Raw genomic sequence first — 13,395 nt, 5'->3', positions numbered from 1 at the left:
GGCGCTTCGCTTACACCAAAGCTCTCATGGTATAAATATCAGAAATGCATAAGTAAAAAATACTACAAGATGGACCATTCCGGTCAAGAACGTCGTTCTTTCAGTGCTGAAGCTTACATTGCATATGAAAAGCGCCAAGACCAAAAGGACCGCATCAGCAGCCGGCAGCCCCAGGGTCAGTCCTCTCCCCGTCAACAGGCTGGCGGCTGCGACTCCCGGTATGGTCAGGCCGATCGTGGCGCAAGCCGAACCCATCGCGACATTCAAGCCGCGCTGCAGCTCGTTCTTGAGTGAAGCGCGCACCGCCGAAATGGCCTCCGGCATCAACACCAGCCCCGCGATCATTGCCCCCACAATGCTGTCAGCCTGCGTCACCTGGTAGGTAACGAGCGTATCTTCGACGCTTGCCGCGACCTGCTCGGCGAGCATGACAATTCCGATCAGGCCGGCCATCAGCAACAGAGCGCTGGCAGAGATGTTCTCGTGAGGGGCAGCGCGCACCGAAACGTCGTGTGGTTGTCCCTGGATAAAGTCCTCCCGGTGCCGAACAGTCTGCGCGAACACGAAGCTTGCATAGAGCAGCACTGAAAGGACGCTGACGAAACCAAGTTGGGCTGCCGAAAACGTGCCGGGATCCGTGGTCTGGGTGTAGGTCGGCAGAATAAGCGTCATGACGGTCAGCGCGATCAGAACCGCCAGATAGGCACTGGTCCCTTGCCGCAGGATGGCCTGCTTGCGATGACGCCAGCCACCAAGCGCGAGACACATGCCGACAACGCCGGTGGATGTGATCAAAACCGTCGAGAAGACGGACTCCCGTGCCAGCGTCGGGTTGTTCTCTCCATGCAGCATCATGGAAACAATGATCGACACTTCGATTGCCGTGACGGCAAACGTCAGCACCAGCGTGCCGTACGGCTCCCCTACCCGCCGAGCTACCGCCTCGGCGTGGTCGAGCACCACGAAAATGGTGACGAACATGATCGCACTCGACAGCGCACCGACAAGGATTCTGGCGTTCAGCGAACCCTGGTCCACCGACAGCCCGCTGGCTCTGACCGCGACAGCCATCGCCAGCGCAGTGATGGGCATCGCGTAGGAAATCGCCGATCGTCCGAAACCAGTCATTCAAGCCCCCCATGTGTTTCTGCGAACCTTCCGGAAAGCCTGTGGGGAGCGCCTCAGCCAATGTCATCGCAAAGCCGGCAAGCCCATCGCCCGGCGTTCGACTCCGGCAAACGACACCATCGAGGCACCCTGCCCCTCACGCAGTCTTCTGCGTCACCAGCCCCAATTCCTCGACCATCGCATTGCGCATCAGGAATTTCTGCGGCTTGCCGGTCACCGTCATCGGCAATTCGGTGCGGAAGCGGATGTGGCGCGGAATCTTGTAGTGGGCGATCTGGCCGGCGCAGAAGTTTTTGATCTCCTGTTCGGTGGCGATCTGGCCGGGCTTGAGCACGATCCAGGCGCACAGCTCCTCGCCATACTTGGTGTCGGGAATGCCGAACACCTGCACTTCCCTGACCTTGGGATGGCGGTAGAGGAATTCCTCGACCTCTCTGGGATAGACGTTCTCGCCGCCGCGGATGACCATGTCCTTGACCCTGCCGACAATGTTGCAATAGCCCTCGGCGTCGATGGTGGCGAGGTCGCCGGTGTGCATCCAGCCGTCGGTGTCGATCGCCTCGCGGGTCTTCTCTTCGTCGTCCCAGTAGCCCTTCATCACCGAATAGCCGCGCGTACAGAGCTCGCCCGGCGCGCCGACGGCGACGGTGGCGCCATCGGCATCGACAGCCTTGACCTCGACATGCGGATGGATGCGCCCGACGGTCGAGACGCGCTTTTCCAGCGGGTCGTCAACGCCGCTCTGGAACGAGACCGGGCTGGTTTCGGTCATGCCGTAGGCGATGGTCACCTCTTCCATATGCATCAGCGACACCACCTTCTTCATCACCTCGATCGGGCATGGCGAACCGGCCATGATGCCGGTGCGCAGGCTGGAGAGATCGAAGGATGAAAAATCCGGATGATCGAGGAGTGCTACAAACATGGTCGGCACGCCATAGAGCCCGGTGCAGCGTTCCTGAGCCACCGCCTTCAACGTGGCGCCGGGGTCGAACCCCTCGCCCGGGAAAACCATGGTCGCCCCTTTCGACACGCAGCCCATCGTCCCCATCGACATGCCGAAGCAATGATAGAGCGGCACCGGGATGCAGAGCCGATCATCGACGGTCAGCTTGATGGCCGAGGTGACGAAATTGCCGTTGTTGACGATGTTGCTGTGGGTCAGCGTCGCGCCCTTGGGCGCGCCCGTAGTGCCTGACGTGAACTGGATGTTGATGGCATCGCCGGGCTTCAGCCCCTCCGAGATGCGGTCGAGGCTGTCATGCTCGTCGCGCCCGGCCATGGCCAGCACATCACCGAAATTGAACATGCCGGGCGAGTTCTCATCACCCATGCGGATGACGATCTTCAGCGCCGGCAGTACTTGCGCCTTGAGCTTACCGGGCGTGGCCTTGGCGATCTCCGGCGCCAGCGTCTCGATCATGCCGAGATAATCTGAGGTCTTGAATTTGGCCGCCGTGACCAACGCCTTGCAGCCGACCTTGTTCAAGGCGTATTCGAGTTCGGTCAGCCGATAAGCCGGGTTGATGTTGACCAGGATCAGGCCGATGCGGGCGGTGGCGAATTGCGTCACCAGCCATTCCCAGCGGTTGGGCGACCAGATGCCGACGCGATCGCCTTTTGCGAGGCCCAACGCCAGGAAGCCGGCGGCCAGCGCGTCCACCGTGTCCGACAGTTCGCTCCAGGTGAAGCGCTTGTCCTGGTCGACGAAGACGGCGGCGTCTTGCGTGGCGTATTTGCTGGCTGTGTCGGAAAACAGTGCGGGAATTGTCTTGTCGAGCAACGGCATCGTGAGCTCGCCTGAGACATGCGCCTTGCCGTCGACGGGTGCGACGAAGGTGCCGCCATTGCGCGCTCCGCGGCCGCGCAAATTGGTGGCGTTCTTCAGCTCGTCGAGATTGACTGGCATCGCTCTCTCCTCCCGGGACTGGCCGAGCCTATCAGCCTCCCGGGGTGGAGGAAATCCCGTCGATGGTACTGGACGATCCCCTCCCCCTTGAGGGGAGGGTGCCGAGCGAAGCGAGGCGGGTGGGGTCGTCTCACGTCGAGCACGGCCGCAACGACCCTCCCGTCCATCCGCCTTCGGCGGCTGTCCACCCTCCCCTCAAGGGGGAGGGAGGGCGCTCATCTTCGCAGCAATGTCGCGCAACAGAGCCTCATCCGTTGCCGACCGCGTCTTCCTTGACGCCACGAGACAGGCCTGCGAGCGCAGGACGAGGCCATCGCCCAGCACCTTGAGATGATTGGCGCGCAGCGTTGAGCCTGATGTGGTGATGTCGACGATGACATCGGCCAGTCCCGCCGCCGGCGCCCCTTCGGTGGCGCCCAAGCTCTCGACGATACGGTAGACCTGGATGCCGTGCTTCTGGGAGAAGAATTGCTGGGTCAGCCGCCAGTATTTGGTGGCAATGCGCAGTCGCCTGCCATGGCGCTGGCGGAAATCGGCGGCGACGTCGTCGAGGTCGGCCATGGTGTCGACATCGAGCCACATGTCGGGCACGGCCACCACGACATCGGCATTGCCGAAGCCGAGACGGGCGACGATTTCGGCGCGGGTCTCCCAGTCGGCGAGGTTTTCGCGCACCAGATCCTCGCCGGTGATACCGAGATCGACCGCACCCTGGCCGATCTCGCCGGCAATCTCGGAAGCCGACAGGAACGCCACTTCGACATTGTCCAGGCCCTCGACGCGGGCGTGGTACTTGCGCTCGTCGCCGGGCAGGCTGACGGCGAGCCCTGCCTTGGCCAGCACGTCCAGCGCCTGTTCCTTGAGCCGGCCTTTCGACGGAACTGCCAGCGTGATCATGGCCTCGTCTCCCGCAACGCCTCGATGCGGTCGAGCCAGACGGAAAAGCCGACGCCGGGGATCGGCGTCTTCGCGCCGAGCAAGGTCAGCAGCCGGTCATAGCGGCCGCCACCGGCCAACGGTCGGTCGCCATTGTCAGCCGCGATTTCGAAAACCAGGCCGGTGTAGTAATCGAGCGGACGGCCGAAAGCGGCGTCGTAACGGATTTTTCCAGCCGGCAGGCCATGCGTCTCGATCGCCCTGGCGCGGGCAGCGAATTTCTCCAGCGCGGTATCAAGCGAAAGCCCGGCATCGCTGGCGAAGGAATCCAGCGCCTGGGCCGCGCCATCGAGTGGCACGTCGATCGCCAGAAAACCCTTCAACGCCGCGAAGGCCTCGTTCGACAGCCGCACACTGCGCAATTCGGCTTTCTCGATCAGCCGTCGGGCGATGTCGGACGGCGCGCGTCCGGCGGAGGCCGAAAGGCCCGCCTCTTCCATGCCACTGGTGATGTGCGCGGAAAGACCGTCTAGGTCACCGTCGAGGACAAGGGCAGCGACTGGTCCGGAGAGCTGGCTGTTGCGCGGCGGATTAGCGAGATCGGCGAGTGCCGCCTCAAGCATCGGCACCGAGCCGAAAGCGCGGGCAAGGCGCATGCGCCAGCCGCGCGGCAGGCCAAGGGCGGCCAGCACAGCCTCGAAAATCGTCTGGTCGCCAAGCGTGACCGCTAGCGCCTGGCCAGGCAGCACCAGCGACAGCAGCGCGTGGGCGTCGGCCAGCGAGCGGGCATCGGCCTCGGCGGTGTCGCGGTCGCCGAGATCCTCGATGCCGGCCTGGAAGAATTCGTTGCCGCCTTCGCGGCGCTGGCGAAACACCTCGCCGAGATAGGAATAGCGGCGCGGCGTGCCGGCCTGCGAACTTATGTGATCAAGGCAGACCGGAATGGTGAATTCCGGCCGCAGACACAGCGTCTGCCCGGTCTCGCTTTCGGTAAGGAAAATCCGGCGGCGCAAATCCTCGCCGGCCATGTCGAGGAACGGGTCGGCCGGCTGCAACACGGCAACCTCGACCGCATGCGTGTTGCGGGTAGCGAAGAGGTTTATGATGTCGGCTGATATGGCGGGGTAGCGGGAGGTCAATTTGGCCTCCGTATCGAACGACCCACTGGTTTGAGATCAGCGGGTCGACTTAAGGTCGGCGCTCTACGGCGCCCCCCTCTGTCCTGCCGGACATCTCCCCCACGAGGGGGGAGATTGGATGTCGCGACGGATTTCGCCAATCGCCTACGTTGCAAGAAAAGCGAGGCGGATGAAACGGCCAATCTCCCCCCTCGTGGGGGAGATGTCCGGCAGGACAGAGGGGGGCGCGACAGAACCCGGCCTCTACTTGCCACGCGCCCTCTCCTCAGCCTGCGCCGCCAGGATCTTCTTCACTTCCACGACCAGTTCGCCCTCCGCCACCGTCACCTGTGCCGGGCGCGCGGCGCGCCATTCGGCGTTGTCCGTGATCTCTGCTGACATGCGCGCGCCTTCGATCAGGTCCTTGATCTGCAGCTCGCCCTTGGCGCGCTCGTCACCGCCCTGAATGATTGCGACTGGGCAGCCGCGCCGGTCGGCATATTTGAGCTGCGCCTTCATGCCGGCGCCGCCGAGATACATTTCCGAGCGGATGCCGGCGGCGCGCAGCTCGCTCACCATCTTCTGGTAGCGGCCGAGGCTGTCGATGTCCCTGTCCATCACCAGCACGACGACCGGCGCGATCACATCCGAGGCGTCGAGCTTGCCGAGGTTCTTCAGCGCCGTCATCAGTCTGCTAACGCCGATGGAAAAACCTGTCGCCGGAACCGGTTCGCCACGAAAGCGCGAGACGAGGCCATCATAGCGCCCGCCGCCACCGACCGAGCCGAAGCGCACGATCTGGCCGTCCTCGTTGGGGATTTCGGCCAGCAGCTCGGCCTCCAACACAGGGCCGGTGTAATATTCGAGACCACGCACGACGGAGGGGTCGATGCGGATTCGGTCAGAGCCGTAGCCTGCCGCTCGTACTAACCTGCGAATATCCTCAAGTTCTTGCAATCCTTCCTCGGCGATACGCGGAAGAGATTCGAGACCCAATATCTCAAGGATATACCTTTTATATACGTCAATCGAAAAAGGCTTCCTCCATCCCCTGCTAAAGAATTTATGAACCCTCTCAAGTCTATTTCTACGCTCAAAGAACCAAGGCTTGATCAAAGTTATCGAGCTAATCACCGCGTTATTTGCGGAGGTTGCAAGACCAGCTCCTTTTGTGATGTCCCCACTTTCGTCAAGACGACCAACGCCAAGCAATTGCTGAACACCGAGTGGCCCAAACTTGTCTAACTTGTCCATTGCCCGCAGCACTATCAGCTTTCGTGCCGCGCTTTCGTCCTCACCAAGGCCGATCGCCTCCAGCACGCCGTCCAGCACCTTGCGGTTGTTGACGCGGATGACATAGTCGCCGCGCTTGATGCCAAGCGCTTCCATGACGTCGGCCATCATCATCGCCATCTCGGCGTCCGCGGCCACGCCCGGCGTGCCGATCGTATCGGCGTCGAACTGCATGAACTGGCGGAAGCGGCCGGGACCTGGCTTCTCGTTGCGGAAGACCCAGCCGGAGCGATAGCTGCGATAGGGTTTTGGCAGCCGCTCGTAATTCTCGGCGACAAAACGCGCCGTCGGCGCGGTCAGGTCGTAGCGAAGCGACAGCCACTGGTCATCATCATCCTGGAAAGAGAACACGCCTTCGTTCGGCCGGTCCTGGTCGGGCAGGAATTTTCCAAGCGCCTCCGTGTATTCGATCAGCGGCTGGTCGGCCGGTTCGAAGCCGTAGAGCTCATAGACCGAGCGGATCGTCGCCATCATCTTCTCGACGGCGCGGATGTCTTCGGCGCTGCGGTCGGCAAAACCGCGCGGCAGTCGCGCTTTCGTCTTTTCCGATTTGTCGGCCATGAGCTGGAGTCTTTTTTGTTGGATAAATGCGGACTTGTTTCGAGTGCGCGTGTCCTAGCCGAAGCGGCTTTGTGCGGCAAGGCCGCCGAGGTGCACCCATCTCCACTCTCTCGGCAAGATGGGCGCGGGCGCTCGCCTTCGTTTCGGTCGCCTCTGAAACAAACCGCACCGAAACGAAACAATCCCGCCATGAGCGCGGCATCGTGCCGACACAATCGCAAGAGATAACCGCGCCGAAATGAGGGGTTCGCGGCCATGCCCAGCACAGCAAGATTCCATGCCATCGACAGCGATGCAGGCGAATTGCCAGCGCGCCTGCGCCCGGCCGACATCCACGCTCCGAAAATGGTCAGCCAGGCTGCCGGCCCGTTCGAAGTACCCGCCGACACCGGCAAGGGTCCATCCATGCGCGACGCGTTGATGACCGGTCTGCTGGTGATCTATCCGACCGTGGCCACGGTGGTGGCGATCGTCGCCGGGCTGATGCTGGCCAGCGCCAACGGCACCTGAAATTACCCGCTTCGCCGGAAGCAGGGAGGCTACTTCGGCCTTTTGAAGGCTTTCCGCTCCTTCTCGACCTCTTTGCGGCAGACGCAGCCATCGAGGTGGTCGTTGACCAGACCCATCGCCTGCATGAAGGCGTAGACCGTAGTCGGCCCCACGAAGCTCCAGCCGCGCTTCTTCAACTCCTTCGAAATCCGCACCGAGACCGCTGTGGTCGGGTTGGCGCGCAGATGGGCGAGATCGACGATTTCGGGCCGCTCGTCCTTGCCGGGTTCGAACTTCCAGAACCAGGCGGCCAGCGAGCCGAATTCATCGGCCATCTCGCGGGCGCGCTTGGCGTTGTTGATGGTCGAGACGATCTTGCCGCGATGACGGATGATGCCGGCATTGCCGAGCAGGCGCTCGACATCCTTGTCGGTGAAGGCGGCGACCTTGTCGAATTCGAAATTGGCGAAGGCCTCGCGAAAATTCTCCCGCTTGCGCAGGATGGTCAGCCACGACAGGCCCGACTGAAAACCTTCGAGACAGATCTTTTCAAACAGCCTGCGGTCGTCCGCCACAGGCCGGCCCCATTCATGATCGTGGTAGTGCAGATAGTCGGGCAGATTGCCGTGCCAGAAGCAGCGCGCGACACCGTCTGGACCGGCGAGCAGGCCGGTGTTTTCCTTGTCCATAAGCCAAAATCCGTTCGTTAACGCGCTTTTGCGCTGCATTTACTGCGGCTTTACCAGATTCCTGAACCCGGCGGTAACCACACCAAAAGGTTTACTGACACTTGCGCATTTTACGCATTCCGATTCATGTTTCGGTTGCTGCTTCCACGCCAATGATCGCCGAACCGGGAGGACGTTTCCACCCGTTTTGTGTTCGACGATCAAGGTGCGTTCCGATGAAGACCGTTCTGTTTCCCGTGCTCGGCGCGGTGGCTGTGTTTGCCGCCGGCGTCACGCCCTCCACCGCCGGCGACCGCTATGCCGACAGGCCACCGGTGATGGTGAGTCCCGACCTTTCCGCCCCCTGGGTGCTGCAACTTGGCCATGCGCCCGGCATCGTGCGGCAGAACCGCCAAGTGGTGCAGCAGCAGCGCCTGCGTCCGGCGCGGCCCGACCGGGTGCAGACGGCTGCGGTGCAGCCACCGGCCAAGCGCATGGTCATGCGTCCGCAGATCAATCCGATCTACCTGCCGCAGGAAGTCGCCTATGACGGCGCGCAGAAGCCGGGCACGATCGTCATCGATACCACGCAGAATTTCCTCTATCTGGTCGAGAAGAACGGCAAGGCGCGACGCTATGGCGTCGGCACTGGCAAACCTGGCTTCGAATGGTCGGGCACGCACAAGATCACCAACAAGCGCGAGTGGCCGGACTGGCGTCCACCGGCGGAAATGATCAAACGCGAAGCCGCCAAGGGCCGCTATTTGCCGACCTATCTGGCCGGCGGCATGGAGAACCCGCTCGGTGCCCGTGCGCTCTATCTCGGCACGACCGAGTACCGCATCCACGGCACCAACCAACCGTGGACGATCGGCGGCGCGGTGTCATCGGGTTGCATCCGCATGCGCAATGAGGACGTTGTCGACCTCTATGAGCGGGTCAATGTCGGAACCACGGTCGAGGTGATATAATAGTTCTTGCGAATCACTTGGCCGGCAAAGCAGTCCGCTTTTCGAGGCCAGTCTGAGATAACGGGGGACGGGCCGTATGGGGATGCGGCCAGTCAGGAAGGGCAGCACGGGAAACCGCGCTGCCCTTTCCGTTTTGATCGGAGCCTGACGGTTAGCGACACAATGCCAGAGAGACACGTCGCGCAAGAGGCATGACGGTTCGCTTTCATGCTGCCCTTGCCGATGTTCTTTTGCTATGTCGGCGGCAACGTTCCATTAAAGAGTCCACCATGTCCCTGTCCGAAGACAGCCGCTATCTCAAGGGCGGCCCGGTTGCCCAGCGCATCATCGCCGCTGTGCGCGAAGATGCCGCGATTGCCAAAGCCGAGGGTTTTCCGCCCAAGCTGCTCTCGATCACCGTCGGCGACACCAATGCGGTGGATGTCTATGTGCGCAACCAGCGCTCCAAGGCGCAGCTGGCCGGCATTGATTTCGAGGAACGGCGCTTTCCCGCCACCGTCACCTCAGGCGAACTGGAAGCGGCGATCCACGGCCTGAACGCCGATCCGCGCGTCACCGGCATCATCATCCAGCGGCCGGTTCCCGCTCATATCCCGGTCAGAATGCTGCAGGCGGCGGTGCATCCGCTCAAGGATGTCGAAGGCATGCATCCGGCTTCGATCGGCAACATCGTCTACAACCAGCTCGACCTCGCCCCCTGCACGGCGGCCGCGTCGGTCGAGTTGCTGAAGGAGACCGGCCTCGACCTCAAGGGGCTGGAAGTCGTCATCGTCGGGCATTCCGAAATCGTCGGCAAGCCGATCGCCTTCCTGTTGATGAGCGAAGGCGCAACAGTGACGGTCTGCCACCACATGACGCGATCGGTCGCCGCTCATGCAAGGCGGGCCGACGCGCTGTTCGTCGCCGTCGGCAAGCCACGGCTGATCAAGGCCGACATGGTCAAGCCGGGTGCTGCCGTCATCGACATCGGCATCAATTCCGAGATCGGGCCTGACGGCTCCAGCCGGATCGTCGGCGACGTCGACACCGAAAGCGTGCGCGAGGTCGCCTCCTGGATCACCCCGGTGCCGGGTGGCGTCGGCCCGATCACAGTAGCCATCTTGCTGCGCAACACGATGGTGGCGCTCAGCCGGCAGCGCGCGCTTTACGAGGCGACCTACGGCACAATCGACCGGCTCGCGGCGGAGTAGCGCCGGACGGGCGCCCTATTCCGCGGCGATCAAGTCCCCTTCCAGAATACCTTCCGGCTTCGGCCCGCCATAGGCCCAGTCGAGCAGCTTGATCGTGTGCGCCACCGGCAGCTTCGCCGCCGAGGCGATCTGCGTGATGCAGCCGATGTTGCCGGTGGCAACGATCGACGCGCCCGTCGCCTCGATGTTTTTCACCTTGCGGTCGCGCAGCTTTGCCGAAATCTCGGACTGCAGGATGTTGTAGGTGCCGGCCGAACCGCAGCACAGATGCCCTTCGCGCGGCTCGCGCACGATGAAGCCGGCCTTGGCCAGCAACTCCTTCGGCTGGCGAATGATCTTCTGGCCGTGCTGCATCGAGCAAGCCGAGTGATAGGCGACCACCACGCCGGGCTTGCGCACCGGTTCGGGCAGGTCGAGACCCGAGAGATATTCGGTGATGTCCTTGGCTAGTGCCGAGGCGCGCGCGGCCTTGTCGGCATAGGCCGGGTCGAGCCGCAGCATGAAACCGTAGTCCTTGATGGTGGTACCGCAGCCGGACGCGGTGATGACGATGGCGTCGAGCCCGCCCTGCTCGATGGCGTGTGTCCAGGCGTCGACATTTTGTCTGGCCGAGGCAAGGGCGGCTTCATCGCGTCCCATGTGATGGACCAGCGCGCCGCAGCAGCCTTCGCCCGGCGGCACCACGACCTCGACGCCGAGTCGCGTCAGCAGCGAAATCGTCGTGTCGTTGATGGCGGGATCGAGCACCGACTGCGCGCAGCCGGTGAGGATAGCGACACGGCCTTTTTTCGTCCCCTGCCCGGCATGGATGCCAGGTGAAGCCATCGGCGAGGCCGTCGGGATCGCGGCCGGCGCGAGCCTGAGCATTGCGCTGAGCGGTTTCAGCGCCGGAACCTTGTCGAACAGGCCAATGAACGGCTTGCCCAGCTTCGCCAGCTTGAGCGCTGCGCGAAAGCGTGCGGGATAGGGCAGCACCAAGGCCAGCATGGCGCGGGTCAGGCGGTCGAGCAGCGGCCGCTTGTAGGTCTCCTGGATATGGGCGCGGGCATGGTCGACCAGATGCATGTAGTTGACGCCCGACGGGCATGTCGTCATGCAGGCAAGGCACGACAGGCAGCGGTCGATGTGGGTGACGATCTCCTTGTCGGCGGGACGGCCGTTCTCCAGCATGTCCTTGATCAGGTAGATGCGCCCGCGCGGTGAATCGAGCTCGTTGCCGAGCGTCACATAGGTCGGACACGTCGCGGTGCAGAAGCCGCAATGCACGCATTTGCGAAGGATCTTCTCCGATTCCGCGACATGCGGATCGGCGAGCTGGGCAAGCGAAAAATTGGTCTGCATCGCGTTGGATCCTAGGCCATTCGGCCGGGATTGAGGACGTTCTTCGGGTCGAATTCCTGCTTCAGGCGCGCCGCCAATGCGGCAAGTGCGGGCGGCTGCGGCTCGAACACCGGCAAGGCGGCGCGATGGGAAGGTGCCGCGCGCACCAGCGTCGCGTGGCCGCCGCCATGTTTCCTCAACAGCCCGCGCAGCAGAGCGGCTTCCGGGTCGCCCTCTTCCATGCGCAACCACACCAGCCCGCCCTGCCAGTCATAGAAGGCGCTGACCGCCGCCTGCATGCGCAGCGTCAGGACCATCTGGTGGCCCTGTCCCGGCGTCATCGACACGCGCCAGACCGGTTTCTCGCTGTTGTCGGCGAAGGGCCTGCAATCGCGCACATCGCGCCAGATCAGCCGGGAAGCCTCACTGGCAATCTCCTCGAGCGGCCCGGCATTGCCGAGCAGCGTTTTCAGCGCGGCGATGCGGTAGGCGACGGAGGGGCCAAAGCCCTCGACACGCAGCAGCGTTGCGGCCTCGCTGCCGAGACTGCCGGCGGCGACGCGCGCGGCGATCCGCTCCGGCAGATGGGCGGCACTCGACACTTCAGCACTCGAACCGAGCGCCATGGCCATGGCGGCAGCCGCCGCATCGTCGAGCAGGCCACGAATGGCGAGCGTGACTTCGGTTTCGGCGGCGGGCAGCACCTTGAAGGTGACGTCGGTGGACACGGCCAGCGTGCCCCAGCTGTTGGCCATCAGCTTGGACATGTCATAGCCGGTGACGTTCTTGACCACGCGGCCACCTGACTTGAAGGCCTCGCCGCGGCCGGACACCACATTGATGCCCAGAATATGATCGCGCGCCGCACCCGCCTTCAACCGGCGCGGGCCGGAAAGGTTGGCGCCGAGCACACCGCCGATCGTGCCTCTGCCAGCTTCGCCGCCGAGCAGCGGGCCGTAGTCCATCGGCTCGAAGGCAAGTTGCTGGCCGTTTTCCGCCAGCAGCTTCTCGATGTCGGCCAGCGGCGTGCCGGCCTTGGCCGACAGCACCAGTTCAGCCGGTTCATAAAGCGTGACGCCGGTGAGCCTCGACAGGTCGAGCGTGTGTTCGGTTTGCAGCGGACGGCCGATGCCACGCTTGGAACCGTGGCCAAGGATTTCGAACGGCGAACCTTCCGCCACGGCCCAGGCCACGGTGGACAGGACTTCGTCTGACGTGGTTGGCGTGAAAGTGGTCATGGTCGCCCCCTGTTCCTCGCCCCCGCGAAGCGGGAGAGAGGTGGCTCGGGCGAAGCCTGAGACGGAGAGGGGGCTATCATAGGGCGTCGCCTTCGATCTTCTTGGTCACGAAAACGAACCTGAGGTCTGAGGCGATGACATCCCGGTGGAGCCGCCCTTCCAGCGCAGCAAGAATGGTCTCGCAAACGCTCCGACGGCTCTTGAGTACGTCGGCGTTCCAGACCCGCACCACCGATAACCCTTCGCCTCGCATGAATTCGTCGCGTCGCCTGTCGTAGGAGTTGTCAGCATGCTGACTTCCATCTAGCTCGACGACAAGTTCTTTACTTCTGCAGGCGAAGTCCGCGAAATACGGTCCGATCGGCATCTGTCGGATGAATTTGTAGCCGCCTAGCCGTTTGGCCTTCAATTCGTTCCAAAGGGTTGCTTCCGCTTGGTTGTCGCCATGGCGAAGCGCGCGGGCACGGGTGATCTTTTCTGGCGAGCGTCGGCTTGGGACATCGGGCGTCCCCCTCTCCGTCTCGGGCTTCGCCCGAGCCACCTTGTATCTACACGAGAGAGATTTCGTGGGATTAGAGCGATTGAGCCAAGGTCCGGGTGGCCGCCCGGACCTTGGCTTGGCGAAGTCGCCCGT

Annotated in this window: 12 protein-coding genes; 3 read left to right on the top strand and 9 right to left on the bottom strand. The window is 63.1% G+C overall.

Translation table 11 applies throughout. The annotated features are described in order from the left end of the window. Positions 1 to 24: 24 nt before the first annotated feature. From ASD99_RS22420 to hisS, 5 genes are all read right to left on the bottom strand, one after another. Positions 25 to 1,128, bottom strand: coding sequence for a calcium:proton antiporter (locus tag ASD99_RS22420; RefSeq protein ID WP_056588442.1), 1,104 nt, complete (start codon positions 1,126 to 1,128; stop codon positions 25 to 27). 136 nt (positions 1,129 to 1,264) lie between these two features. Continuing rightward, positions 1,265 to 3,037 carry an AMP-binding protein gene (locus ASD99_RS22415; protein WP_056588439.1) on the bottom strand — a complete coding sequence of 591 codons (1,773 nt, stop codon included), beginning with the start codon at positions 3,035 to 3,037 and terminating at the stop codon, positions 1,265 to 1,267. Between the two features lie 195 nt (positions 3,038 to 3,232). After that, positions 3,233 to 3,934 (bottom strand): ATP phosphoribosyltransferase, encoded by a 702-nt coding sequence (gene hisG, locus ASD99_RS22410; protein ID WP_056588831.1) that lies wholly within the window; start codon positions 3,932 to 3,934, stop codon positions 3,233 to 3,235. Continuing rightward, complete coding sequence (locus tag ASD99_RS22405; protein WP_057144947.1) at positions 3,931 to 5,052, bottom strand: ATP phosphoribosyltransferase regulatory subunit; 1,122 nt, start codon at positions 5,050 to 5,052, stop codon at positions 3,931 to 3,933. The genes hisG and ASD99_RS22405 overlap by 4 nt, the downstream gene beginning before the upstream one ends. 243 nt (positions 5,053 to 5,295) lie before the next feature. Continuing rightward, positions 5,296 to 6,885: a histidine--tRNA ligase gene (hisS, locus tag ASD99_RS22400; RefSeq protein WP_057144946.1), complete on the bottom strand. Its 1,590-nt coding sequence runs from the start codon at positions 6,883 to 6,885 to the stop codon at positions 5,296 to 5,298. A 255-nt stretch (positions 6,886 to 7,140) separates the two neighbouring features. Between hisS and ASD99_RS22395 the strand changes: the two genes are divergently transcribed. After that, positions 7,141 to 7,395, top strand: a complete 255-nt coding sequence (locus ASD99_RS22395) for a hypothetical protein (RefSeq protein ID WP_057144945.1) — start codon at positions 7,141 to 7,143, stop codon at positions 7,393 to 7,395. Positions 7,396 to 7,424: 29 nt separating this feature from the next. On the opposite strand, the gene ASD99_RS22390 is transcribed toward ASD99_RS22395, so the two are convergent. After that, positions 7,425 to 8,063, bottom strand: a complete 639-nt coding sequence (locus ASD99_RS22390) for a DNA-3-methyladenine glycosylase I (RefSeq protein WP_057144944.1) — start codon at positions 8,061 to 8,063, stop codon at positions 7,425 to 7,427. 215 nt (positions 8,064 to 8,278) lie between these two features. Here ASD99_RS22390 and ASD99_RS22385 point away from each other — a divergent pair, with 215 nt between their 5' ends. Both ASD99_RS22385 and ASD99_RS22380 read left to right on the top strand, forming a co-directional pair. Continuing rightward, the gene (locus ASD99_RS22385) at positions 8,279 to 9,013 is read left to right on the top strand and encodes a L,D-transpeptidase (protein WP_057144943.1); all 735 of its coding nucleotides are present in this window, start codon (positions 8,279 to 8,281) and stop codon (positions 9,011 to 9,013) included. 269 nt (positions 9,014 to 9,282) lie between these two features. Continuing rightward, the gene (locus ASD99_RS22380) at positions 9,283 to 10,203 is read left to right on the top strand and encodes a bifunctional 5,10-methylenetetrahydrofolate dehydrogenase/5,10-methenyltetrahydrofolate cyclohydrolase (protein ID WP_056588849.1); all 921 of its coding nucleotides are present in this window, start codon (positions 9,283 to 9,285) and stop codon (positions 10,201 to 10,203) included. A 15-nt stretch (positions 10,204 to 10,218) separates the two neighbouring features. On the opposite strand, the gene glcF is transcribed toward ASD99_RS22380, so the two are convergent. The 3 genes from glcF to ASD99_RS22365 all read right to left on the bottom strand — a co-directional run bounded on the left by glcF (position 10,219) and on the right by ASD99_RS22365 (position 13,302). Further along, the gene (glcF, locus tag ASD99_RS22375; protein ID WP_057144942.1) at positions 10,219 to 11,544 is read right to left on the bottom strand and encodes a glycolate oxidase subunit GlcF; all 1,326 of its coding nucleotides are present in this window, start codon (positions 11,542 to 11,544) and stop codon (positions 10,219 to 10,221) included. Positions 11,545 to 11,555: 11 nt separating this feature from the next. Continuing rightward, positions 11,556 to 12,761, bottom strand: a complete 1,206-nt coding sequence (locus ASD99_RS22370; protein ID WP_056588856.1) for an FAD-binding protein — start codon at positions 12,759 to 12,761, stop codon at positions 11,556 to 11,558. A 76-nt stretch (positions 12,762 to 12,837) separates the two neighbouring features. After that, positions 12,838 to 13,302 (bottom strand): endonuclease domain-containing protein, encoded by a 465-nt coding sequence (locus ASD99_RS22365; RefSeq protein WP_057144941.1) that lies wholly within the window; start codon positions 13,300 to 13,302, stop codon positions 12,838 to 12,840. Between the last annotated feature and the right edge of the window lie 93 nt (positions 13,303 to 13,395).

Origin of the sequence: Mesorhizobium sp. Root695, assembly GCF_001428185.1 — a bacterium.
In the GTDB taxonomy this organism is placed as follows: domain Bacteria; phylum Pseudomonadota; class Alphaproteobacteria; order Rhizobiales; family Rhizobiaceae; genus Mesorhizobium.
Note: the sequence above shows the minus strand (reverse complement) of the source record. Positions and strands in the feature narration are given on the sequence as shown.

Excerpts from the sequence above, each read along its gene's own strand:
- ASD99_RS22395 (WP_057144945.1), top strand. The coding sequence starts at position 7,141 with ATGCCCAGCACAGCAAGATTCCATGCCATCGACAGCGATGCAGGCGAA.
- ASD99_RS22380 (WP_056588849.1), top strand. The coding sequence starts at position 9,283 with ATGTCCCTGTCCGAAGACAGCCGCTATCTCAAGGGCGGCCCGGTTGCC.
- ASD99_RS22415 (WP_056588439.1), bottom strand. The coding sequence starts at position 3,037 with ATGCCAGTCAATCTCGACGAGCTGAAGAACGCCACCAATTTGCGCGGC.
- ASD99_RS22390 (WP_057144944.1), bottom strand. The coding sequence starts at position 8,063 with ATGGACAAGGAAAACACCGGCCTGCTCGCCGGTCCAGACGGTGTCGCG.
- ASD99_RS22385 (WP_057144943.1), top strand. The coding sequence starts at position 8,279 with ATGAAGACCGTTCTGTTTCCCGTGCTCGGCGCGGTGGCTGTGTTTGCC.
- ASD99_RS22370 (WP_056588856.1), bottom strand. The coding sequence starts at position 12,761 with ATGACCACTTTCACGCCAACCACGTCAGACGAAGTCCTGTCCACCGTG.
- hisS (WP_057144946.1), bottom strand. The coding sequence starts at position 6,885 with ATGGCCGACAAATCGGAAAAGACGAAAGCGCGACTGCCGCGCGGTTTT.
- glcF (WP_057144942.1), bottom strand. The coding sequence starts at position 11,544 with ATGCAGACCAATTTTTCGCTTGCCCAGCTCGCCGATCCGCATGTCGCG.
- hisG (WP_056588831.1), bottom strand. The coding sequence starts at position 3,934 with ATGATCACGCTGGCAGTTCCGTCGAAAGGCCGGCTCAAGGAACAGGCG.
- ASD99_RS22420 (WP_056588442.1), bottom strand. The coding sequence starts at position 1,128 with ATGACTGGTTTCGGACGATCGGCGATTTCCTACGCGATGCCCATCACT.